The organism is Pseudomonas fontis (assembly GCF_028656955.1).
In the GTDB taxonomy this organism is placed as follows: Bacteria; Pseudomonadota; Gammaproteobacteria; order Pseudomonadales; family Pseudomonadaceae; genus Aquipseudomonas; species Aquipseudomonas fontis.
Window position 1 is genome coordinate 19,919 of the sequence record NZ_JAMDGY010000096.1, and the last position, 21,136, is coordinate 41,054.

The 21,136-nt window shown below is 63.2% G+C and carries 22 protein-coding genes; 13 read left to right on the plus strand and 9 right to left on the minus strand.

Annotated features, from left to right (window positions below):
• Nucleotides 1-105 precede the first annotated feature (105 nt).
• The 7 genes from M5G11_RS23470 to M5G11_RS23500 all read left to right on the plus strand — a co-directional run bounded on the left by M5G11_RS23470 (nt 106) and on the right by M5G11_RS23500 (nt 5,646).
• The gene (locus M5G11_RS23470; protein ID WP_273913161.1) at nt 106-744 is read left to right on the plus strand and encodes a peroxiredoxin; all 639 of its coding nucleotides are present in this window, start codon (nt 106-108) and stop codon (nt 742-744) included.
• Between the two features lie 185 nt (nt 745-929).
• On the plus strand, nt 930-1,523 hold the full coding sequence (gene ssuE, locus M5G11_RS23475; protein WP_273913162.1) for an NADPH-dependent FMN reductase: 594 nt from the start codon (nt 930-932) through the stop codon (nt 1,521-1,523).
• A 94-nt stretch (nt 1,524-1,617) separates the two neighbouring features.
• Nucleotides 1,618-2,583 (plus strand): sulfonate ABC transporter substrate-binding protein, encoded by a 966-nt coding sequence (locus tag M5G11_RS23480; protein WP_273913163.1) that lies wholly within the window; start codon nt 1,618-1,620, stop codon nt 2,581-2,583.
• 59 nt (nt 2,584-2,642) lie between these two features.
• On the plus strand, nt 2,643-3,791 hold the full coding sequence (ssuD, locus tag M5G11_RS23485) for an FMNH2-dependent alkanesulfonate monooxygenase (protein ID WP_273913164.1): 1,149 nt from the start codon (nt 2,643-2,645) through the stop codon (nt 3,789-3,791).
• A 10-nt stretch (nt 3,792-3,801) separates the two neighbouring features.
• On the plus strand, nt 3,802-4,596 hold the full coding sequence (ssuC, locus tag M5G11_RS23490) for an aliphatic sulfonate ABC transporter permease SsuC (RefSeq protein WP_273913165.1): 795 nt from the start codon (nt 3,802-3,804) through the stop codon (nt 4,594-4,596).
• A complete protein-coding gene (gene ssuB, locus M5G11_RS23495) occupies nt 4,593-5,405 on the plus strand; it encodes an aliphatic sulfonates ABC transporter ATP-binding protein (protein ID WP_273913166.1) in 813 nt (270 codons plus the stop codon). The genes ssuC and ssuB overlap by 4 nt, the downstream gene beginning before the upstream one ends.
• Nucleotides 5,406-5,430: 25 nt before the next feature.
• Entirely contained in the window at nt 5,431-5,646 is a 216-nt protein-coding gene (locus M5G11_RS23500) for a TOBE domain-containing protein (protein WP_273913167.1), read from the plus strand.
• Nucleotides 5,647-5,733: 87 nt separating this feature from the next.
• Here the strand turns inward: M5G11_RS23500 and M5G11_RS23505 are convergent, their stop codons facing one another.
• From M5G11_RS23505 to M5G11_RS23520, 4 genes are all read right to left on the minus strand, one after another.
• Nucleotides 5,734-6,360 (minus strand): TetR/AcrR family transcriptional regulator, encoded by a 627-nt coding sequence (locus tag M5G11_RS23505; RefSeq protein WP_273913168.1) that lies wholly within the window; start codon nt 6,358-6,360, stop codon nt 5,734-5,736.
• Nucleotide 6,361: 1 nt separating this feature from the next.
• On the minus strand, nt 6,362-7,948 hold the full coding sequence (gene gshA, locus M5G11_RS23510; protein ID WP_273913169.1) for a glutamate--cysteine ligase: 1,587 nt from the start codon (nt 7,946-7,948) through the stop codon (nt 6,362-6,364).
• Nucleotides 7,949-8,101: 153 nt separating this feature from the next.
• Nucleotides 8,102-8,485 (minus strand): PaaI family thioesterase, encoded by a 384-nt coding sequence (locus tag M5G11_RS23515; protein ID WP_273913170.1) that lies wholly within the window; start codon nt 8,483-8,485, stop codon nt 8,102-8,104.
• Complete coding sequence (locus M5G11_RS23520) at nt 8,485-10,806, minus strand: Tex family protein (protein WP_273913171.1); 2,322 nt, start codon at nt 10,804-10,806, stop codon at nt 8,485-8,487. The genes M5G11_RS23515 and M5G11_RS23520 overlap by 1 nt, the downstream gene beginning before the upstream one ends.
• Nucleotides 10,807-11,050: 244 nt before the next feature.
• Between M5G11_RS23520 and ompR the strand changes: the two genes are divergently transcribed.
• On the plus strand, nt 11,051-11,791 hold the full coding sequence (gene ompR, locus M5G11_RS23525) for an osmolarity response regulator transcription factor OmpR (protein ID WP_273913172.1): 741 nt from the start codon (nt 11,051-11,053) through the stop codon (nt 11,789-11,791).
• Between the two features lie 127 nt (nt 11,792-11,918).
• On the plus strand, nt 11,919-13,235 hold the full coding sequence (locus tag M5G11_RS23530) for an ATP-binding protein (protein WP_273913173.1): 1,317 nt from the start codon (nt 11,919-11,921) through the stop codon (nt 13,233-13,235).
• A gap of 2 nt (nt 13,236-13,237) precedes the next feature.
• On the opposite strand, the gene rimK is transcribed toward M5G11_RS23530, so the two are convergent.
• Nucleotides 13,238-14,143: a 30S ribosomal protein S6--L-glutamate ligase gene (gene rimK / locus M5G11_RS23535; RefSeq protein ID WP_273913174.1), complete on the minus strand. Its 906-nt coding sequence runs from the start codon at nt 14,141-14,143 to the stop codon at nt 13,238-13,240.
• Nucleotides 14,140-14,622 carry a retropepsin-like aspartic endopeptidase RimB gene (gene rimB, locus M5G11_RS23540; protein ID WP_273913176.1) on the minus strand — a complete coding sequence of 161 codons (483 nt, stop codon included), beginning with the start codon at nt 14,620-14,622 and terminating at the stop codon, nt 14,140-14,142. Before rimB ends, rimK begins: the two co-directional genes overlap by 4 nt.
• 108 nt (nt 14,623-14,730) lie before the next feature.
• Between rimB and M5G11_RS23545 the strand changes: the two genes are divergently transcribed.
• The 4 genes from M5G11_RS23545 to M5G11_RS23560 all read left to right on the plus strand — a co-directional run bounded on the left by M5G11_RS23545 (nt 14,731) and on the right by M5G11_RS23560 (nt 18,620).
• Nucleotides 14,731-15,132 carry an RNA-binding S4 domain-containing protein gene (locus M5G11_RS23545; RefSeq protein ID WP_273913177.1) on the plus strand — a complete coding sequence of 134 codons (402 nt, stop codon included), beginning with the start codon at nt 14,731-14,733 and terminating at the stop codon, nt 15,130-15,132.
• Between the two features lie 214 nt (nt 15,133-15,346).
• Nucleotides 15,347-16,249 carry an Hsp33 family molecular chaperone HslO gene (gene hslO / locus M5G11_RS23550; protein WP_273913178.1) on the plus strand — a complete coding sequence of 301 codons (903 nt, stop codon included), beginning with the start codon at nt 15,347-15,349 and terminating at the stop codon, nt 16,247-16,249.
• A gap of 180 nt (nt 16,250-16,429) precedes the next feature.
• A complete protein-coding gene (locus M5G11_RS23555; RefSeq protein WP_273913180.1) occupies nt 16,430-17,971 on the plus strand; it encodes a phosphoenolpyruvate carboxykinase in 1,542 nt (513 codons plus the stop codon).
• Between the two features lie 220 nt (nt 17,972-18,191).
• The gene (locus M5G11_RS23560; RefSeq protein WP_273913181.1) at nt 18,192-18,620 is read left to right on the plus strand and encodes an acyl-CoA thioesterase; all 429 of its coding nucleotides are present in this window, start codon (nt 18,192-18,194) and stop codon (nt 18,618-18,620) included.
• A 3-nt stretch (nt 18,621-18,623) separates the two neighbouring features.
• Here the strand turns inward: M5G11_RS23560 and M5G11_RS23565 are convergent, their stop codons facing one another.
• The 3 genes from M5G11_RS23565 to M5G11_RS23575 all read right to left on the minus strand — a co-directional run bounded on the left by M5G11_RS23565 (nt 18,624) and on the right by M5G11_RS23575 (nt 20,983).
• Nucleotides 18,624-19,277, minus strand: a complete 654-nt coding sequence (locus M5G11_RS23565; RefSeq protein WP_273913182.1) for a response regulator — start codon at nt 19,275-19,277, stop codon at nt 18,624-18,626.
• 123 nt (nt 19,278-19,400) lie between these two features.
• On the minus strand, nt 19,401-20,246 hold the full coding sequence (locus M5G11_RS23570) for a CheR family methyltransferase (RefSeq protein WP_337994619.1): 846 nt from the start codon (nt 20,244-20,246) through the stop codon (nt 19,401-19,403).
• A gap of 266 nt (nt 20,247-20,512) precedes the next feature.
• The gene (locus tag M5G11_RS23575) at nt 20,513-20,983 is read right to left on the minus strand and encodes a glycine zipper domain-containing protein (RefSeq protein ID WP_273913183.1); all 471 of its coding nucleotides are present in this window, start codon (nt 20,981-20,983) and stop codon (nt 20,513-20,515) included.
• Between the last annotated feature and the right edge of the window lie 153 nt (nt 20,984-21,136).

Below are 21,136 nucleotides of genomic sequence, written 5' to 3' on the forward strand. Positions count from 1 at the left end.
ATTTGATAGTTCTTATGGTTATAAATAAATCGATATTTATTCTTTTTACTTTTACGCGGCAACAGGCAGAGTGAAGCCATAACGAACCTCGCAAGGAGCCGCAGCATGAGCCTCAGACTTGGCGACATCGCCCCCGATTTCGAACAGGATTCCAGTGCCGGGAAGATCCGCTTCCACGAATGGCTGGGCGACAGCTGGGGCGTGTTGTTCTCGCACCCGGCCGACTTCACCCCGGTGTGCACCACCGAGCTGGGGTTCACCGCCAAGCTCAAGGACCAGTTTGCCGAGCGTGGGGTCAAGGCCATTGCGCTGTCGGTCGACCCGGTGGATTCGCACCACCGCTGGATCGAAGACATCAATGAAACCCAGGGCACCACAGTCAACTTCCCGATCCTGGCCGATGCCGATCGCAAGGTCTCGGACCTGTACGACCTGATCCACCCCAATGCCAGCGACACGCTGACCGTGCGCTCGTTGTTCGTGATCGATCCGCACAAGAAGATTCGCCTGACCATCACCTACCCGGCGAGTACCGGGCGCAATTTCCATGAAATTCTGCGGGTGATCGACTCGTTGCAACTGACCGACAACCACAAGGTCGCCACCCCCGCCAACTGGCAGGACGGTGACGAGGTGGTGATCGTGCCGTCGCTCAAGGACGAGGACGAAATCAAGCGCCGCTTCCCCAAGGGCTACCGTGCGGTCAAGCCGTACCTGCGCCTGACACCGCAGCCCAATCGTTGATTTTTTAGCCATGCAGGGAATTTTGGGCCGTTTCGACGGCCCTTTTTTTTGCCTGTTGGGGGCTCATTGCCGGCAAGGCCTCTAATAGATCCAAATAGAATAAACAAATGAATAAATATGATTTATGGGTATATGCGGTGAGCTGTTAAGGTCACCTCTCAAGTACAGGATCAAGGAAGCACTTCATGCTGGTTGTATCTCTCGGCGGCAGCCCCAGCCAGCGTTCGCGTACTGCGGTACTGCTTGAGCGTTCGCGCCAATGGCTGCAACGCCTGGGTGTTGAAGTGGTGACCTTCCAGGTGCGCGACTTCCCGGCCGAAGACCTGCTGCATGCGCGTTTCGACAGCCCGATCGTGCAGCACTTTTTGCAACTGGTGGAACAGGCCGACGGCCTGATCGTGGCCACCCCGGTGTACAAGGCGTCCTTCGCCGGTGCCCTGAAAACCCTGCTCGACCTGCTGCCCGAACGCGCCTTGCAGCACAAGGTGATCCTGCCTATCGCCACCGGTGGCAGCATCGCCCACATGCTCGCGGTGGACTACGCGCTCAAGCCGGTGCTCTCGGCGTTGAAGGCCGAGGAGACCCTGCAAGGGATCTTTGCCGACGACAGCCAGATCGCCTACGGCGAAGGCAGCGCCGCCGCGCAACTGGCGCCGGCGCTGGAGCAACGCCTGGAAGAATCGCTGCAACAGTTTCACCGCGCCCTGGCTCGCCGACCGCAACCGGTCGCGCCCGGTGTGCTCAACGAACGTCTGCTCAGTGCTCGCTGGAGCATCTGAGGCCCGCTAACCGTTTCATCGTTTGCCCCCACCTTACTCGCCCGCCAACGGGCAAGCAGGTGCAGCCTGAACCCAACCGCAAAAGGAGAGCGCTATGCGCACTGTCATTTTGCGTCGTGGTCTGGTCGCTCTGTTTGCTGCGGCTGTGTCCTTCGGCGCCATCACCCAAGCTCAAGCCGATACCCTGCGTATCGGTTATCAGAAGTACGGCACCCTGGTGCTGCTCAAGGCCAAGGGCACCCTGGAAAAACGTCTCGCCGCCCAAGGCGTGCAGGTGCAATGGACCGAATTCCCCGGTGGCCCGCAACTGCTCGAAGGCCTGAACGTCGGCTCGATCGATTTCGGCGTGACCGGCGAAACGCCGCCGGTGTTTGCCCAGGCCGCTGGTGCCGACCTGCTCTACGTCGCCTATGAACCGCCGGCGCCGCACAGCGAAGCGATCCTGGTGCCCAAGGGGTCGCCGATCCAGTCGGTGAAGGAACTCAAAGGCAAGAAGGTCGTGCTCAACAAAGGCTCCAACGTGCACTACCTGCTGGTGCGTGCCCTGGAAGACGCCGGCCTCAAGTACAGCGACATCACCACGGTGTTCCTGCCGCCCGCCGATGCCCGCGCCGCCTTCGAGCGTGGCAGCGTCGATGCCTGGGTGATCTGGGACCCGTACCAGGCTGCCGCCGAACAGCAGTTGCAAGCGCGCACCTTGCGCGACGGCAAGGGCATCGTCGACAACCATCAGTTCTACCTGGCGACCAAGCCTTACGCACAGCAGCACCCCGAAGTGATCAGCGCCCTGGTCGATGAAGTGCGCGCCGTGGGCGAGTGGTCGCAGGCCAACCCGCAGGAGGTCACCGACCAGGTGGCACCGCTGCTCGGCCTGCCTGCCGACATCACCCTGACCTCGGTGAAGCGCCAGGGCTATGGCGCCCACTTCATCACCCCGGAGGTGGTCAGTGCGCAGCAGAAGATCGCCGACACCTTCCACACCCTGAAGCTGATTCCCAAGCCCCTGAGCATCAGGGACGTGATCTGGACGCCACCGGCCAAGGTCGCCACGGCGCCTTGACGTTTTGCCCGCGCCGGGGCGCCGCCCCGGTTTGCGCCACCCCTTAGGAGACAACTCCAATGAGCCTCAACGTATTCTGGTTTCTTCCCACCCATGGCGACGGCCACTACCTGGGCACCGCCGACGGTGCGCGCGCGGTCGATCACGGTTACCTGCAACAGATCGCCCAGGCGGCGGACCGCCTTGGCTTTGGCGGCGTACTGATCCCCACCGGGCGTTCCTGCGAGGACTCCTGGCTCGTAGCCGCGTCGCTGATTCCGGTCACCCAGCGCCTGAAGTTCCTGGTCGCCCTGCGCCCGGGGATCATCTCGCCGACCGTGGCGGCGCGTCAGGCGGCGACCCTGGATCGCCTGTCCAACGGCCGTGCACTGTTCAACCTGGTGACCGGTGGCGACCCGGAAGAACTGTCCGGCGACGGCCTGTTCCTCAGCCATGAAGAGCGCTACCAGGCCTCGGTGGAATTCACCCGCATCTGGCGCCGGGTGCTGGAAGGGGAAACCGTCGACTATGACGGCCAGCACATCACCGTGAAGGGCGCCAAGCTGCTCTATCCGCCGATCCAGCAACCGCGTCCGCCGCTGTATTTCGGTGGCTCTTCAGAGGCCGCGCAAGACCTCGCCGCCGAACAGGTCGAGCTGTACCTGACCTGGGGCGAGCCGCCAGCGGCAGTCGCCGAGAAAATCGAGCAAGTACGCGCCAAGGCCGCCAAGCAGGGCCGTAGCGTGCGCTTCGGCATTCGTCTGCACGTCATCGTGCGGGAAACCAACGCTGAAGCCTGGCAGGCCGCCGAGCGCCTGATCTCGCACCTGGACGACGACACCATTGCCCGCGCCCAGGCGTCGCTGGCGCGGTTCGACTCGGTGGGCCAGCAACGCATGGCGGCGCTGCATGGCGGCAACCGCGACAACCTGGAAGTCAGCCCCAATCTCTGGGCCGGGGTCGGCCTGGTGCGTGGGGGTGCCGGCACCGCACTGGTGGGTGATGGCCCGACTGTCGCGGCGCGGGTCAAGGAGTATGCCGACCTGGGCATCGACACCTTCATCTTCTCCGGTTATCCACACCTTGAAGAGTCCTACCGGGTAGCCGAACTGCTGTTCCCGCATCTGGATATCGAACAGCCTGAAGTGCCGAAAAGCGCGGGCTACGTGAGCCCGTTTGGCGAGATGGTGGCCAACGACATCCTGCCCAAATCCGCTGCACAGCGCTGAGGGTCGGGTCATGAGTCGTCCTTCAACGCCGTGGCCGCAACGCCTCGCGCCCTGGGCCCTGCCGGTGCTGTTGCTGGCAGTCTGGCAACTGGCGGTCAGCGCAGGCTGGTTGTCGACGCGGATTCTCCCGGCACCCAGCGCGGTAGTCAGTGCCGGTGTCGAGTTGGTGCGCAGCGGGGAAATCTGGACCCACCTGGCGATCAGTGGCTGGCGTGCCGGCCTGGGCTTCGTCATCGGCGGCAGTATCGGCCTGGTGCTGGGTTTTATCACTGGCCTGTCGACCTGGGGCGAGCGCCTGCTCGACAGCTCGGTGCAGATGATCCGCAACTTGCCGCACCTGGCGCTGATCCCGTTGGTGATCCTGTGGTTCGGGATCGACGAGTCGGCGAAGATCTTCCTGGTGGCCCTGGGCACTTTGTTCCCGATCTACCTGAACACCTATCACGGTATTCGCAACGTCGACCCGGCGCTGGTGGAGATGGCGCGCAGTTATGGCTTGAGCGGGTTTGCCCTGTTCCGCCAGGTGATCCTGCCGGGTGCCTTGCCTTCGATCCTGGTCGGGGTGCGCTTTGCACTGGGCTTCATGTGGCTGACGCTGATCGTGGCCGAGACCATCTCGGCCAACGCCGGCATCGGTTACCTGGCGATGAATGCGCGCGAGTTCCTGCAGACCGACGTGGTGGTGCTGGCGATCGTCTTGTACGCAGTGCTTGGCAAGCTGGCCGACCTGGCGGCGCGAGGGCTTGAGCGGGTGTGGCTGCGCTGGCACCCGGCCTATCAGGTCGTAAGGGGGGACGGCCAATGAGCATTCTCAAGGAACAACCTCCACGCCTGCTGCGCGGGATCCCGCTGGCCGTGCGCAATGTGCAGAAAACCTTTGGCCAGCGGCAGGTGCTGCGCGATATCGACCTGCATATTCCGGCCGGTCAGTTCGTGGCAATCGTTGGTCGCAGTGGTTGTGGCAAGAGCACCTTGCTGCGCTTGCTGGCGGGGCTGGATCTGCCCAGCGGCGGGGATCTGCTGGCGGGCAGCGCGCCGTTGAGCGAGGCGCGCGAAGATACCCGGCTGATGTTCCAGGAGGCGCGCCTGCTGCCCTGGAAGCGGGTGATCGACAACGTCGGCCTGGGCCTGGACGGCAACTGGCGGCCTCGCGCGCTGGAAGCGCTGGAGGCGGTCGGTTTGGCGGACCGTGCCAATGAATGGCCGGCGGCCTTGTCGGGCGGACAGAAGCAGCGTGTGGCCCTGGCCCGTGCGTTGATTCACCAGCCGCGCCTGCTGTTGCTGGACGAACCGCTAGGGGCGCTGGATGCGCTGACCCGCATCGAGATGCAGCAATTGATTGAAAAGCTCTGGCGCCAGCACGGTTTTACCGTGTTGCTGGTGACCCACGATGTGAGCGAGGCGGTGGCAGTGGCCGACCGGGTGATCCTGATCGAGGACGGCGCCGTCGGCCTGGACCTGGTGGTGGAGTTGCCGCGTCCGCGGGTGCGCGGATCGCATCGGCTGGCGGCGTTGGAAAGTGAAGTATTGAACCGTGTTCTGTCGGTGCCGGGCACGCCGCCCGAGCCTGAACCTGTAGCCCCTTTGCCCACGCAGTTGCGTTGGGCGCATTGACCTCTATTTAGAAAGGAACCTGAAGATGACCATCAAAGCGATCAACGTACGTAACCAGTTCAAGGGCACCGTGAAGGAAATCCTCGAAGGGCCGGTGTTGTCGGAAATCGACGTGCAGACGGCGTCGGGGGTAGTGACCTCGGTGATCACCACGCGCTCGGTGAAAGAGCTGGAGTTGACCATTGGCAGTGAAGTGATTGCCTTTGTGAAGTCGACTGAAGTGTCGATTGCCAAGCTCTGACAGGTTGGCAAGGCCAGCTCCCACAGAGGCCATGTGGCACTGAACGCTGTGGGAGCCGGCCTTGCCGGCGATGAGGGCTGCGCAGTATCAACGTCTGGGCAGGAACGGCGGTAAATACAGCCCCAGGTACGCATCAAACACGCGCATCCCTTCTTCAGCCATGCGCGGGGTGATCTGCCCGTGCACATGGACCGAGCGGGCATACACCCGATCACCCAGCTCCATCGCCAGGGCAAACACGTCGACATCCTCCGGCAAGGCCGGCAGCTGGAAATGCTGGTCGAACAACGCCCGCATCAGATCACCCAGCTCCAGGTCGTGTTGCCGATCCGCCTGCGTCACTTCGCTCAAGCCGTGCTGCGCCAGAATCAACTGGCGCGCCGCCGCATCCTCGTTGTAGATCGCCAGCATGCGCTGTTCCACAAGCCGTGACAGGTCGTGCCAATGCTGCAGGCTGCCTGCCTCGATCGGCGCTTGCAGGCAATCACGAAACGCCCGGTGCACGTCTGCCGTCAGCGCTTCGAGCAAGGCCGGCACGCTGGCGAAAAAGTGATACACCGACGACGGCGGGATCTGCGCGCGCTCGGCCACGCTGTAGATCGACAGGCTGGCCACGCCCTCGCTGGCCAGCAAGGTGCGGGCCGCCTCGAGGATGGTGTCGATCCGCGCCTGGCTGCGAGCGCGCGGTTTGCGCGCAGTGACGGTGCGGGTCATGTCAGTTGCTGATCGCCAGGATGCTCGCCTGGTAGGCGGCAACGAACAGGTCGAAATCGACCTTTTCTTCTTCGCGCTCCAGCTTCGACTGAGCCTCCAGGGAGTCACTCGCCAGCCGCTCGAAGCGCTGCTGCTCCTCGCTGCTCAGCGGCGTTTCACGGAAGAACTCGGCGTGCTGCTGGCTCTGGCGCAGGGCGAAGCGGCTGAAGCTTTCCTTGTGCTCACGCATGCTCGCCAGCACCTGGGCCGACGGCGTCAACGACGGGTCGCTGACCTTGGCTGCTTGTGCGGCCAGGGCCTTGGCATGGCCGTCGATACCTTGGCTGGAGTCGAGCAGCTCAGCCAGTGGCGCGATGCGTTTGAGCAGTTCATCAGCCCATTGCTTGAGTTCGACCGGATGGCCGTCGCGGCGCAGTTTCAGGCCCGGACGACGCCCTTCCTTGACCACGCTGAGGAAGTTGTCGGTGCACTGGCCGCATTCGCCGTTTTCCAGCAACGGGCTTTCTTCCAGCGCGCAGAACAGCAGGAACGCATCGAGGAAGCGCGCCTCCGGCAGGTCGATGCCGGTGGGCAGGAACGGGTTGATGTCCAGGCAACGCACTTCGACGTACTGGATGCCACGCGCCATCAGCGCCTGGATCGGCCGCTCGCCGGAGTAGGTCACGCGCTTGGGGCGGATGTTCGAGTAGTACTCGTTTTCGATCTGCAGGATGTTGGTGTTCAGTTGCACCCACTCGCCATCCTTGTGCGTACCGACCTCGACATACGGCGCATACGGCGTGGCTACCGCCTTGCGCAGGCTGTCGGTGTAGCTGCTCAGGTCGTTGTAGCACGGCGTGAGGCCGGCCTGGGCGTTGCTCTGGTAACCCAGGTCGCTCATGCGCAGGCTGGTGGCATACGGCAGGTACAGGGTGTCGGCGTCGAAGGCTTCGAGCTGATGTGCACGACCGCGCAGGAAGCCGGCATCCAGCGCCGGCGAGGCACCGAACAGGTACATCAGCAGCCAGCTGTAGCGGCGGAAGTTGCGGATCAGGGCGATATACGCCGCCGACTGATAATCACGGTCATCGCCCGCCTGGCCTTCGGCCTGGCGCAGCAGCGGCCAGAGCGCGTCTGGCAGCGAGAAATTGTAGTGAATACCGGCAATGCACTGCATGGTACGGCCGTAACGCAGGGCCAGGCCCTTGCGGTAGACGTACTTGAGCTGGCCGATGTTCGAGGTGCCGTACCAGGCGATCGGAATGTCTTCCTCGGCCGGCAGCGGGCAGGGCATCGATGGGCTCCACAGGTACTCGCTGCCCAACTGGGTATAAGCGAAGCGGTGGATGCTTTCGAGGCTTTTCAGGGTCTGGGCAGGATCAGCCAGGGCGGGAGTGATGAACTCCAGCAGCGACTCGGAATAGTCGGTGGTGATCTGCTCGTGGGTCAACGCCGAGCCCAGTTCTTCGGGGTGCGGGGTCTGGGCCAGACGGCCGTCCTCGGTCACGCGCAGGCATTCACGCTCAATGCCGTGCAGGCACTGCTTGAGCAGGGAGAGGTTGTCGCCCTGGCTGAGCAGGCTCAGGCGGCGGTTGAGAAGTTCGCTCAAGATGGATTCCTTCACGCGTCAGTCGCCCCAATATGGGGGTAGAGATGACGGTCTACAAGGGTGGACAGAGGAACTGGCGTTGTCGCCCGGTTTTTGCGGGGTTGCGGCAGTGCCCGCGCACTGCCGAAAGTACCGCAGATTGGCTGTTTGCGGCTAGAGCGCGGCGAAGGTGCCTTGCGCTTTGGCCACCAGCTTGTCGCCCTGATGCACCTCGGCTTCGACGACCAGTATGCGTCGCCCGGCCTGCAGCACGCGGGCGATGCACTGTACTTCGCCGTCGCTGACCGGGCGCAGGTAGTTGATCTTGCACTCTACCGTCACGCTCTGCTGGTCGAAGCCATGGGAACTGGAACAGGCCAGCCCCATGGCATTGTCGACCAGGCTGAAGATCGCCCCGCCATGCAGCTTGCCGCCGCGATTGTGCAGGTGCGGCGCTACGTCCATGGCCACCTCGGCCACGCCTTGTTCAAGGCGCAGCAGGCGGCAGCCGAGCAACTGGCTGAAGGCGCTCTGGATGACCCCTTCGGGAATCTCCATCACTTCTTCTTCAGTTGCTTGGCGTTGGCGAACAGCGATGCCATGGCGTTGTTGGCCGGGGCCGCAGTTTCCTTGACGCGTGCCGGCTGGCTCTGTTGCTGACGCGGTGCCGAACCTGGACGGCTGCCACGGGCACCGTCGATTTTCTCGCCGGGGGTATCGCCCATGCGCATCGACAGGCCGACGCGTTTGCGCGGGATGTCGATTTCCATGACCTTGACCTTGACCACGTCGCCGGCCTTGACCGCCTCACGCGGGTCCTTGATGAACTTCTCGGACAGCGCCGAGATGTGCACCAGGCCGTCCTGGTGCACGCCGATATCGACGAAGGCGCCGAAGTTGGTGACGTTGGTCACCACGCCTTCGAGGATCATCCCCAGTTGCAGGTCCTTGAGGTCTTCGACGCCTTCCTGGAACTCGGCGGTCTTGAACTCCGGGCGCGGGTCGCGGCCGGGTTTGTCGAGTTCCTGGAGGATGTCGGTGACGGTCGGCAGGCCGAAGGTCTCGTCGGTGAATTTTTTCGGGTCCAGGCGCTTGAGGAAACCGCTGTCGCCGATCAGCGAACGGATGTCGCGGTCGGTCTCGGCGGCGATGCGCTTGACCAGCGGGTAGGCTTCCGGGTGAACCGCAGAGGCGTCCAGCGGGTTGTCGCCGTTCATCACGCGCAGGAAGCCGGCGGCTTGTTCGTAGGTTTTCTCGCCCAGGCGGCTGACTTTCTTCAACGCGGCGCGGGTCTTGAAGGCACCGTTTTCATCGCGGTGGGCGACGATGTTCTGGGCCAGCGTGCTGTTCAGGCCGGAGATGCGTGCCAGCAGCGCGACCGAGGCGGTGTTGACGTCCACGCCGACGGCGTTCACGCAGTCCTCGACCACGGCGTCCAGGCCGCGCGCCAGCTTGAGCTGGGACACGTCGTGCTGGTACTGGCCGACCCCGATGGATTTCGGGTCGATCTTCACCAGCTCGGCCAGCGGGTCCTGCAGGCGGCGGGCAATCGACACGGCGCCACGGAGGGTCACGTCGAGGTCCGGGAATTCCTTGGCCGCCAGCTCGGAGGCCGAGTACACCGAAGCGCCGGCTTCGGAGACCATGATCTTGGTCATTTTCAGCGCTGGGTATTTCTTGATCAGTTCGGCGGCCAGCTTGTCGGTTTCGCGGCTGGCGGTGCCGTTGCCGATGGCGATCAGCTCCACCGAGTGCTTGGCGCACAGCGCGGCGAGCACGGCGATGGTCTGGTCCCACTGGTTCTTCGGCACGTGCGGGTAGACGGTTGCGGTGTCCAGCAGCTTGCCGGTGGCATCGACCACTGCCACCTTGCAGCCGGTACGCAGGCCCGGGTCCAGGCCCAGGGTGGTGCGCGGGCCGGCCGGGGCGGCCAGCAGCAGGTCGTGCAGGTTGTGTGCGAAGACGTTGATCGCCTCGCCCTCGGCGCCATCGCGCAGCTCGCCGAACAGGTCGGTTTCCAGGCTGGTGTAGAGCTTGACCTTCCAGGTCCAGCGCACCACTTCGCCAAGCCATTTGTCGGCCGGGCGGTTCTGGTTGCTCAGGCCGAATTGCGAGCCGATCATCAGCTCGCACGGGTGCAGGGTGCCGGGCAGTTCTTCGCCGACTTTCAGGGTGGCGGACAGCACGCCTTCGTTGCGCCCGCGGAAGATCGCCAGGGCACGGTGCGACGGCACGCTGCGCAGCACTTCGTCATGCTCGAAATAGTCGCGGAACTTGGCGCCTTCTTCTTCCTTGCCGGCCACCAGGCGTGCGCTCAGCACGGCTTCCTGCTTGAGGAAGTTGCGCAGCTTGGCGAGCAGGTTGGCGTCTTCGGCGAAGCGCTCCATGAGGATGTACTTGGCGCCTTCAAGGGCTGCCTTGACGTCGGCCACGCCTTTTTCGGCGTCCACGAAGCGCGTGGCTTCGCTTTCCGGGGTCAGTTGCGGGTCGTTGAACAGGCCGTCGGCCAGCTCGCCCAGGCCAGCTTCCAGGGCGATCTGGCCCTTGGTGCGGCGCTTTTGCTTGTATGGCAGGTAAAGGTCTTCGAGGCGGGTCTTGGTGTCGGCCAGCTTGATCTCGCGGGCCAGCTCCGGGGTCAGCTTGCCCTGTTCCTCGATGCTCGCCAGGATGCTTGCGCGGCGATCGTCCAGCTCGCGCAGGTAGCGCAGGCGCTCTTCCAGGTGACGCAGTTGGGTGTCGTCCAGGCTGCCGGTCACTTCTTTACGGTAGCGGGAGATAAAAGGCACCGTGGAGCCTTCATCAAGTAGAGCCACGGCCGCTTCGACCTGTTGCGGGCGGACGCCGAGTTCCTCGGCGATGCGGCTGTTGATGCTGTCCATAAAACCACCTGACAAATGTAAGAGTGCAAAAGCCGCCGCAAGTACGCTGCAGGGTGCGTTTGAGCAGGGCGACGCTGGATGAAAGCGGCGCATTATACCCAGCGTGCGCAGCTTGCGGTGATAGCGCCAGGCCAGCCCCTCGACCGGTTGGGCTGGCACCCGGGGAAAAATCTGCTAACAATGCACTCGGCCCAGTCAATTGGCTGCTAAGCCATAATGCGTGCCGCGAACAAAGGAGCTATCCATGAGCACCACTGCACCAAACGCCGAAGGCGACAAAATTTTGATCGTCGACGACGATCCGGGGCTCAGCAGCCTGCTGGAACGTTTCTTCACCAGCAAGGGCTTTCGTGCCCGTGCCGTACCCAATGTCGAGCAGATGGACCGCCTGCTGGCCCGCGAGGTTTTCAACCTGGTAGTGCTCGACCTGATGCTGCCGGGCGAAGACGGCCTCTCGGCCTGCCGCCGCCTGCGGGCAGCGAACAACCAGATCCCGATCATCATGCTCACCGCCAAGGGCGACGAGCTGAGCCGCATCAAAGGCCTGGAGCTGGGCGCCGACGACTACCTGGCCAAGCCATTCAATCCGGACGAGCTGGTTGCCCGGGTCAAGGCCGTGCTGCGCCGCCAGGCCCCCGCCGTACCTGGCGCGCCAGGCAGCGAAGACGAGACCGTGACCTTCGGTGACTACGAACTGTCGTTGGCTACTCGTGAACTCAAGCGTGGCGAAGAAGTGCACATGCTGACCACCGGTGAATTCGCCGTGCTCAAGGCGCTGGTGATGCACGCCCGTGAGCCGCTGACCCGCGACAAACTGATGAACCTGGCCCGTGGTCGCGAGTGGGACGCGTTGGAGCGCTCCATCGACGTACAAATTTCCCGACTGCGCCGGATGATCGAACCCGATGCGTCGAAACCCCGTTATATCCAGACGGTCTGGGGTGTTGGCTATGTTTTCGTGCCGGACGGCAAAACCGAAAAGTGATGTTTCGTTTGTAGATGCAGGTCACTCGGTACAGGGCCACCCGACGGTAGCCCTGTTTTTCTGTGTGCCGGTTTTCTGCAATGCCTGCGAGCCATGCTCGTGCCTGCCAAGTGTGTAGCTGCTGTCCATGAAAACGCCCCTTTGGTTCCCCCAAAGCTTCTTCGCCCGAAGCCTCTGGCTGGTGCTTGCCGCCGTACTGTTCTCCAAGGCGCTGACCCTGGTCTACCTGCTGATGAACGAGGACGTGCTGGTCGACCGCCAGTACAGCCACGGCGTCGCCCTGACCCTGCGAGCCTATTGGGCCGCCGACGAGGAAAACCGCGAGAAGATCGCCGAGGCGGCCAGTTTGAAGCGCGTGGTCGGCAGCGGTGTGCCGGAAGGCGAGCAGCACTGGCCGTACAGCGAGATCTACCAACGCCAGATGCAGTCCGAGCTGGGTGACGACACCGAGGTGCGCCTGCGTGTTCACGCGCCGCCGGCGTTATGGGTACGTGCCCCGAGCCTGGGCGATGGCTGGCTGAAAGTGCCGCTCTACCCGCACCCGTTGCGCGGGCAGAAGATCTGGAGCGTGCTGGGCTGGTTCCTGGGGATCGGCGTGGCCTCGACGGCGATGGCCTGGTTCTTCGTGCGCATGCTCAACGAACCGCTCAAGCGCCTGGTGATCGCCACTCGGCAGCTGGGGCAGGGGCGCAGCAGCGTGCGTTTGCCGATTGGCGACACGCCCAGTGAGATGGCCGACGTGTACCGCGCGTTCAACCAGATGGCCGAAGATGTCGAGCAGGCCGGGCGCGAGCGCGAACTGATGCTGGCCGGGGTATCGCATGACCTGCGCACACCGCTGACGCGCCTGCGGCTGTCGTTGTCGATGTTGCCCAACGACAACGAATTGACCGACGACATGGTCCGCGATATCGAGGACATGGATGCCATCCTTGACCAGTTCCTGGCATTCATCCGTGATGGTCGCGACGAGCCGGTCGAAGCCATCGACCTGAGCGACCTGGTGCGTGAGGTGGTGGCGCCGTTCAATCAGCCGGTGGAGCGCGTGCGCCTGTGCCTGGAACCGATCCCGCCGTTCCCACTGCGCCGGGTATCGGTCAAGCGCCTGCTCAACAACCTGATCGGCAATGCCCTGTACCACGCCGGCAAGGGCGTGGAAGTGGCGGCCTATGTCTCGGGTGACAACAGTGCACCGTATGTGGTGCTCAGCGTGCTGGACCGTGGCGCCGGCATCGACCCGGACGAACTGGAAGGCATTTTCAACCCATTCATTCGCGGCGACCGTGCGCGCAGCGGCAAGGGCACCGGGCTGGGCCTGGCGATCGTCAAGCGGATCGCCGCCCAGCACGGCGGCAATGTCGAGTTGCGCAACCGCTCCGGCGGCGGCATCGAGGCCCGGGTCAGGTTGCCCTTGGGCCTGCTGCTGCCGCGCGACGCGGTCTAGCCTCAGCCCTTGCCCTTGGTGCGGGTCAGGTTTGGCCCGCCGTTCTTCTCCAGGTGCTCGATGATCATCCCGGCAACGTCCTTGCCGGTGGTGACCTCGATGCCCTCCAGGCCCGGCGAGGAATTCACCTCCATCACCAGCGGGCCGTGATTCGAACGCAGGATGTCCACGCCAGCCACGCTAAGGCCCATGACCTTGGCCGCGCGAATAGCGGTCATGCGCTCTTCCGGGGTGACCTTGATCAGGCTCGCAGTGCCGCCACGGTGCAGGTTGGAGCGGAACTCGCCCGGCTTGGCCTGGCGCTTCATCGAGGCGATGACCTTGTCGCCGACCACAAAGCAGCGGATATCGGCGCCGCCGGCTTCCTTGATGTATTCCTGGACCATGATGTTCTGCTTCAGGCCCATGAACGCCTCGATCACCGACTCGGCGGCCTGGGTGGTTTCGGCCAGGACCACGCCGATGCCCTGGGTGCCTTCGAGCACCTTGATCACCAGCGGGGCGCCGTTGACCATCTGGATCAGGTCGGGGATGTCATCCGGGGAGTGGGCAAAGCCGGTTACCGGCAGGCCGATACCACGGCGTGAGAGCAATTGCAGCGAGCGCAGCTTGTCTCGCGAGCGGGCGATGGCGACCGATTCGTTGAGCGGGAAGACCCCCATCATTTCGAACTGGCGCAGCACGGCGCAGCCATAGAAAGTGACCGAGGCACCGATGCGCGGGATGACCGCGTCGAAACCTTCCAGCGGCCTGCCGCGGTAGTGGATCTGCGGCTTGTGGCTGGCAATGTTCATGTAGGCGCGCAAGGTGTCGATCACCACCATTTCATGCCCTCGTTGCGTACCGGCTTCGACCAGACGACGAGTGGAATACAGACGCGGGTTCCGCGACAGCACAGCGATCTTCATGCAACACCTGTTGAAGGGGTAATGGTGGCCGGAAAGGCCGGCTTGTCCTGAACGTACTTGAGACCTGGATTGACCACCAACTGGCCATGCACCAACGCCTTGGAACCGAGCAACAGGCGATAGCGCATGGCCTTGCGGCAGGCCAGGGTGAACTCGACCTCCCAGACCCGGTCACCGAGCGCCAGGGGCGTGCGGATCACGTAGCGGGTCTGGGCATGGCCGTTGGAGCTCTTGATGGTTTTCATCGTCACCAGCGGCGCTTCGCAGCGGCGGTGGCGCAGTTGTACTACCGAGCCCAAGTGCGCGTTGAAACGCACCCAGCGCTCACCGTCACGCTCGAAGACTTCGACCTCGGTGGCATGCAGGCTGGAGGTACTGGCCCCGGTGTCGATCTTGGCGCGCAGGCCGGCTACGCCGAGGTCTGGCAGGGCAACCCACTCGCGCAGGCCGATCACGGTCAGATGGTCAAATGTCTTCAAAATGCACAACCTGGGGGAAAGTCGGTGAACTGTAAGCACGCCGCGTATTTTTTGCATCCGTCAGTTACGGTAGTACAGTTCCATGACGCAAATGGAAGGGGAAATGCGATGGCACAAAAGAGCGAAGACGACGACAAGGTACGCCTCGACAAGTGGCTATGGGCCGCACGCTTCTACAAGACCCGCGCCTTGGCCAAGACCGCCATCGAGAGCGGCAAGGTGCATTGTCGCGGGGATCGCTGCAAACCGGGGAAAGAGCCGCGAGTGGGTGATGAATTCGTGCTGCGCACCGGCTTCGACGAGCGTACCGTGGTGGTCACGGCGCTGTCGGTGGTGCGCCGCGGGGCGCCAGAAGCCCAGGCATTGTACGAGGAAACCGCCGAGAGTATCGCCCGCCGCGAACAGGCGGCTGCGCTGCGCAAGGCCGGTGCGCTAGGGGTGACGACCGATGGTCGGCCAACCAAGAAACAGCGTCGCCAGCTGCATCAATTCCACGATAGCGCCGGTTGAAGCGCCATTCGTCGAAAGTGCGCGCAGGGATCTGGCCAAACGGTCACCCGCGCAAACACAGTAGTCGGCAATGGCGTGCGCCCACGTTGCTTGGAAGCGCGCAGGATTGCCCCTAAAATGGCCCTCTGTCGTGCCAGCTGAACGCACCGAGACGGTGCGCCGGGGGCCTGGAAGCTTCCGACTTTATTTTTCACCCTTCTAGAAAGCCGAACTCATGTCCGATTTGCCAGATACCGACTACACCCAACGCTTCATTTTCGACGACCACGATGTGCGTGGTGAGCTCGTCGTACTGGAGCAAAGCTATGCCGAAGTCCTGGCCAAGCACGCTTATCCACAGCCGGTGCAGCAACTGCTGGGCGAGCTGATGGCAGCGGCGGCCCTGCTGGTCGGCACCTTGAAGTTCGACGGCTTGCTGATCCTGCAGGCGCGCTCCGACGGGCCGATCCCGATGTTGATGATCGAGTGCTCCAGCGAGCGCGAGATCCGTGGCCTGGCCCGTTACGACGCCGAGCAGATCAGTGCCGATGCCACCCTGGCCGAGCTGATGCCCAATGGCGTGTTGGCCATGACCGTCGACCCGACCCAGGGCCAGCGCTACCAGGGCATCGTCGACCTCGACGGCGCCACCTTGTCGGAATGCTTCACCAACTATTTCGTGATGTCCCAGCAGGTGGGCACCAAGTTCTGGCTCAACGCCGACGGCAAGCACGCCCGTGGCCTGCTGGTGCAGCAGCTGCCCGCGCAGCTCGAGAAGGACGAGGAAGAGCGCGCCGCCAACTGGCAGCACGTGACCGCCCTGGCCAGTACCCTGAAAGCTGAAGAGCTGCTGGGCCTGGACAACGAGACCATCCTGCATCGCCTGTACCACGAGGAGGCCGTGCGCCTGTTCGATATCCAGTCGCTGCACTTCCGCTGCAGCTGCTCGCGTGATCGCTCCGGCAACGCCCTGGTCAGCCTGGGTGAGGCCGATGCACTGCAACTGGTGCAGGAGCACGGCGGGCATATCGAAGTCGATTGCCAGTTCTGCAATGAGCGCTATCAATTCGATGCCAACGATGTGGTGCAATTGTTCGCTGGCGCGGGTGTGGACGCACCGTCAGATACTCGGCACTAAAACGTTTCACCACAGGTAAAACTCCTGTCGAACGCCGGAAACACGCCGTTCTGACAGGAGGGCCCTACTTTTTTTGGGCGTTTCTGGCATAATCCGGCCACTTTTTTCCGCTGTAGTAGTTTTCAAAGAGTTACTACAAAACGTTTGGAGCACTCGGCCACAGGCCGGATGGGGAATCTCATGACGCAAGCCAACAACACCGTGCACACTGACCTGAGCGTCGATGAGCTGGTAAAAGAAGCGCTGAAACGCGGTGAAGGCAAGCTTGCCGATACTGGCGCGCTGGTCGTGGAAACGGGTCACCGTACCGGCCGTTCGCCGGTTGACCGTTTCATCGTCGAAGAGCCGTCCACTCAGGCTGCCATCGCCTGGGGCCCGATCAACCGCAAGTTCCCGGCCGACAAGTTCGATGCCCTGTGGGACCGCGTCGAGGCCTTCAACAACGCGCAAGAGCATTTCGTTTCGTACGTTCACGTAGGGGCTGCACAAGAGCACTACCTGGCCGTCAAGATGACCACCCAGACTGCCTGGCAGAACCTGTTCGGCCGTTGCCTGTTCATCAACCCGGCACAGTACAACCCGGCTGGCCGTGATGAGTGGCAAGTGCTCAACGTTGCCAACTTCGAGTGCGTACCCGAGCGTGACGGCACCAACTCCGATGGTTGCGTGATCATCAACTTCGCACAGAAGAAAGTCCTGATCGCTGGCATGCGTTACGCCGGCGAGATGAAAAAAGCCATGTTCTCGGTGCAGAACTTCCTGCTGCCGGCTGCCGACGTGCTGCCAATGCACTGCGCTGCCAACATCGGCGAAGCAGGCGACGTGACCCTGTTCTTCGGTCTGTCGGGCACCGGTAAAACCACCCTGTCGGCCGACGAAAGCCGTTACCTGATCGGTGACGACGAACACGGCTGGGGCGAAGGCGTTGTCTTCAACATCGAAGGCGGTTGCTATGCCAAGTGCATCGACCTGTCGGAGAAGAACGAGCCGGTCATCTGGAAAGCCATCCAGCACGGCGCGGTCCTGGAAAACGTCATCACCGACGCTGCCGGCAAAGCCGACTACGCCGATGTCAGCCTGACCCAGAACAGCCGTGCCGCCTACCCGCTGGAGCACGTTGCCAAGCGTTCCGAGAAGAACCTTGGCGGTGAGCCGAATGCGGTCATCTTCCTGACCTGCGACCTGACCGGCGTACTGCCGCCAGTGTCGATCCTCAACGAAGAGCAGGCGGCCTACCACTTCCTGTCGGGTTACACCGCGCTGGTGGGCTCCACTGAAATGGGTTCGGGCAGCGGCATCAAGTCGACCTTCTCCACCTGCTTCGGCGCGCCGTTCTTCCCGCGTCCGGCTGGCGAGTACGCTGATCTGCTGATCAAGCGTATCCGTGGCTTCAACTCGAAGGTATACCTGGTCAACACCGGCTGGACTGGTGGTGGCTACGGCGTTGGCAAGCGCTTCAACATCCCGACCACCCGTGCGGTGATCGCGGCGATCCAGGGCGGTACCTTGGTCGGTGCTGAAACCGAGCACCTGGACATCATCAACCTGGACGTGCCGAAGCTGGTTCCGGGCGTTGATACTGTCCTGCTCAACCCGCGCAACACCTGGGCTGACCAGGCGGCCTACGACGAAGCGGCCAAAGGCCTGGCTTCGCTGTTCATCGAAAACTTCAAGAAGTTCGAAGTTTCCGACGCCATCAAGGCAGCCGGCCCGCAACTGTAAGTTGCTGCCACTGCGTTGAAAAAAAGCCGCCCTTCGGGGCGGCTTTTTTGTGCGCGTAATTCTGTCCTGTGTTGGCCCCTGTGGGAGCCGGCCTTGCCGGCGATGGGTCGTGCAACGACCCCATTTGGCAAGGCGCTGCCTTGCATCGCCGGCAACGCCGGCTCCCACTGGTTGGATCACGCTATGATCTGTTTTTACGTTAAGAATGAGGCCTGTGCCCATGTCCAGCATCCCCCAACGCGAGCAGTACCAGCACTTCCAGCCGATCCTCACGCGCTGGCAGGACAACGACCTCAATGGTCATATCGCCAGCGCAACCGTATACGGCTTCTTCGACACCGCCATTCAGGCGCACCTGATCGAGTGCGCCGGGATCGACCCGCAGGAAGGCGCCGTGGTCGGCTTTGTGGTCAGCTCTGCCTGTGACTTCTATGCCTCGGCAGCCTTTCCCGAATGCCTGGAAGTCGGCCTGCGCGTGACCCGGCTTGCGGGCAGTTCGGTGGAATACGCGTTGGCGCTGTTCCAGGTGGGCGACGCGCAGGCGTGCGCTGCCGGGCGCGTGGTGCAGGTGTTCGTCGAGCGTGAGTCAAACCGCCCGGCAGTCTTGCCCGAACGCTTGCAAGCGGCCCTGGAGGCCCTGCTGGCCTGACCTTCAGTCGTTGATGCGGATGATCCCTTCGCGCACGGCAAACAACACCAGCCCCGGCACATCGTGGATCTGCAAGCGGTGCATGATCTGCGAGCGGTGCGCCTCGATGGTCTTCACGCTCAAGCCCAGGCCATCGGCAATCGAGCGGGTGGACTCGCCACGGGCGATCAGGCGCAGGATCTCCAACTGACGCGCAGTCAGTTGCATGGTGCCGCCCACCGGCCGCTTGCGGCTGTGCTTGACCGCCTGGCCGATCACCAGCGGCAGCACCGCCGATGACAGGTACTGGCCGCCATTGCGCAAGGCCAGCAAGGCCTGCTCCAACTCCAGGACCGTGGCGCTCTTGAGCAGGAAACCATGCGCCCCCAGTTGCAGGCATTTCATTACGAACTCCAGCTCTGCCCGCGCCGAGAGCATCAGCACATGGCAGCTCGGCACGCGGATGAACAACTCGTGCAGGACCTGCTCGCTGTCCTGGCTGTCCAGGCCCATGTCCAGCACGACGATGTCGGGCTTCAGCTGTTCAGCCAAGGCCACGGCGCTCATGCCGTCCCCCGTGTCGCCGACCACGGCGTAGTCGTTCTTCTGTTCAAGCAGTGCGCGCAGACCCGCCCTGAAAAGCGGCGAGTCATCGGCGATCAATATTCGGCAAAGCATGGATTCGAGCCTGTTTCACAAAGGAAGAAGGGCGGCAGTTTTGCTCGGTCCGGATGAGCGCTACCGCGTGGTCGCACGTTCAGTGGCAACGACCAGGCGCAGGAGCCAGCTTGGCTTCCAGCATCATAGGCGCTCGAACACCGAAGGCAGTATTGGCCGTAGCGGCAGTGCGGGTGCATCGATGCTTTCGGTATGGCCGATGACCAGCAACCCACCCGGGCGCAGGTGCGCAAGCACACGCCGGACCATCTGCTGACGCGCGTGCGGGCAGAAATACATCAGCAAGTTGCGCAGGAAAATCGCATCGAAGCAGGGCAGGTTGTCGGACAGTGCCTGGGCCAGGTTGATCTGCCGTGCCTGCACCCGCGCCCGCAAGCTGCTGTGGATGCGCAGGCGCCCGTCCATCTCGTCGGTGCCGCAGCGGCTGTAGCGCGGTAGCCAGCCTTCGGGGAAATACCGCGCCTGGGTGATGTCATAGACCGCATCATCGAGCTGGCCCAGCGAAGCGCGGCTGAGGTCGCTGGCCAGCACTGACCAGTCGTCGCTGCGGGCGTGTTCGCTGGCGACCATGGCCAGGCTGTAGGCTTCTTCGCCGGAGGCGCAGGCGGCGCTCCAGAAGCGCTTGGCCGACGGGTTGCGCAGCAGCCACTGGGCGAGGAACTCGAAGTGACGGTGCTCGCGGAAGAAATAGGTTTCCTTGCTGAGCAGCAGGTCGATCACCCGCGTTTGCTCGGCGGCAAATGCGGGCTGGCGCAGGCGCTGCAGGTAGTCGGGGAAGTTGTCCAACTGATGGCGGTGTAGCCGTGGCACCAGGCGCGATGCTACCTGCGTGCGGCGATCAGCCGCCAGCACGATACCCGAGGCGTCCTCTAGCAGCGTTTGCAACTGCTGGAATTCATGCTCGGCGAGCACTGGCGGCTTGGCCCTGGCTGGCATCTCATGCCCCTCGCGCAGGAGGCGAATGGGCACGCTTGCTTTGGTCGATCCGCATTCCCTGCGTCCAGTTGCTTATTCGGGAGATGCACGATGATAGCGATTGGCTATATTCGCCAGAATCGGGGCTACCCCTAAGCCGGGCTGAATGGGTGAGCCCTTGGTCGGTAGGCGGGAACGCTGCGAGCAGTCAGGAATGCGGGGGTAAATGCATCAAGGGTGATGCCTGGGCAGTCGTTGCCCCTGCATCACCCTTGCTTCGATCCGCTAGGAGTTTGCCTTAAGCCCGAAGGGCTTGCGCCTTAGCGGTGGCGCCAGTGACGGTTGTGCTTGCGGTGGCCGTAGTGGCGGCCGCGGTCGTAGTGGCGACGGTCGTCGTAGTCGCGGTTGCGATAGCGACGGTCTTCGTCATCGCTCTTGTTGCCCATGTAGTTACCCAGCGCGCCACCGGCGCCACCGCCAGCTGCGGCGCCGATCAGGCTGCCGGTGTTGCCACCCATGCTGCGGCCGACCACGTTGCCGCCTGCGGCGCCCAGGGCACCCCCGATGGCGGCTTCGCCACGGCTGCGTTTGTCTGCACCGACGGCGCTACCGGCGGCGCCACCCAGGCCGGCACCGATGGCCGAGCCGGTGCTACCGCCGATCGACTGACCGACAACCGAGCCCAATACCCCACCCAATGCGCCGCCAATGCCGGCTTCGGTAGTGCCACCTGCAGAGGCAACGCCGCTCAGCAGGCTAAGGGACAACACGAGAATCGAGGAGTATTTCATGCGAGAGTCTCAGAGGGATGACGACGCGATCCTGAGGCTCGGAAGGGGGGCTGACAATTGAAATCCGACGAGTAGCACGACTTGTATACAATTTTATAAGTTACTGTTTTTGCAGTGAAACTTATTCTATTTTTGGCGGTCATAGCTTGCTTG

Coding starts and splice junctions, on each gene's coding strand:
- M5G11_RS23470 (WP_273913161.1), top strand. CDS start 106: ATGAGCCTCAGACTTGGCGACATCGCCCCCGATTTCGAACAGGATTCC.
- ssuE (WP_273913162.1), top strand. CDS start 930: ATGCTGGTTGTATCTCTCGGCGGCAGCCCCAGCCAGCGTTCGCGTACT.
- M5G11_RS23480 (WP_273913163.1), top strand. CDS start 1,618: ATGCGCACTGTCATTTTGCGTCGTGGTCTGGTCGCTCTGTTTGCTGCG.
- ssuD (WP_273913164.1), top strand. CDS start 2,643: ATGAGCCTCAACGTATTCTGGTTTCTTCCCACCCATGGCGACGGCCAC.
- ssuC (WP_273913165.1), top strand. CDS start 3,802: ATGAGTCGTCCTTCAACGCCGTGGCCGCAACGCCTCGCGCCCTGGGCC.
- ssuB (WP_273913166.1), top strand. CDS start 4,593: ATGAGCATTCTCAAGGAACAACCTCCACGCCTGCTGCGCGGGATCCCG.
- M5G11_RS23500 (WP_273913167.1), top strand. CDS start 5,431: ATGACCATCAAAGCGATCAACGTACGTAACCAGTTCAAGGGCACCGTG.
- M5G11_RS23505 (WP_273913168.1), bottom strand. CDS start 6,360: ATGACCCGCACCGTCACTGCGCGCAAACCGCGCGCTCGCAGCCAGGCG.
- M5G11_RS23515 (WP_273913170.1), bottom strand. CDS start 8,485: ATGGAGATTCCCGAAGGGGTCATCCAGAGCGCCTTCAGCCAGTTGCTC.
- M5G11_RS23520 (WP_273913171.1), bottom strand. CDS start 10,806: ATGGACAGCATCAACAGCCGCATCGCCGAGGAACTCGGCGTCCGCCCG.
- ompR (WP_273913172.1), top strand. CDS start 11,051: ATGAGCACCACTGCACCAAACGCCGAAGGCGACAAAATTTTGATCGTC.
- M5G11_RS23530 (WP_273913173.1), top strand. CDS start 11,919: ATGAAAACGCCCCTTTGGTTCCCCCAAAGCTTCTTCGCCCGAAGCCTC.
- rimK (WP_273913174.1), bottom strand. CDS start 14,143: ATGAAGATCGCTGTGCTGTCGCGGAACCCGCGTCTGTATTCCACTCGT.
- M5G11_RS23545 (WP_273913177.1), top strand. CDS start 14,731: ATGGCACAAAAGAGCGAAGACGACGACAAGGTACGCCTCGACAAGTGG.
- hslO (WP_273913178.1), top strand. CDS start 15,347: ATGTCCGATTTGCCAGATACCGACTACACCCAACGCTTCATTTTCGAC.
- M5G11_RS23555 (WP_273913180.1), top strand. CDS start 16,430: ATGACGCAAGCCAACAACACCGTGCACACTGACCTGAGCGTCGATGAG.
- M5G11_RS23560 (WP_273913181.1), top strand. CDS start 18,192: ATGTCCAGCATCCCCCAACGCGAGCAGTACCAGCACTTCCAGCCGATC.
- M5G11_RS23565 (WP_273913182.1), bottom strand. CDS start 19,277: ATGCTTTGCCGAATATTGATCGCCGATGACTCGCCGCTTTTCAGGGCG.
- M5G11_RS23575 (WP_273913183.1), bottom strand. CDS start 20,983: ATGAAATACTCCTCGATTCTCGTGTTGTCCCTTAGCCTGCTGAGCGGC.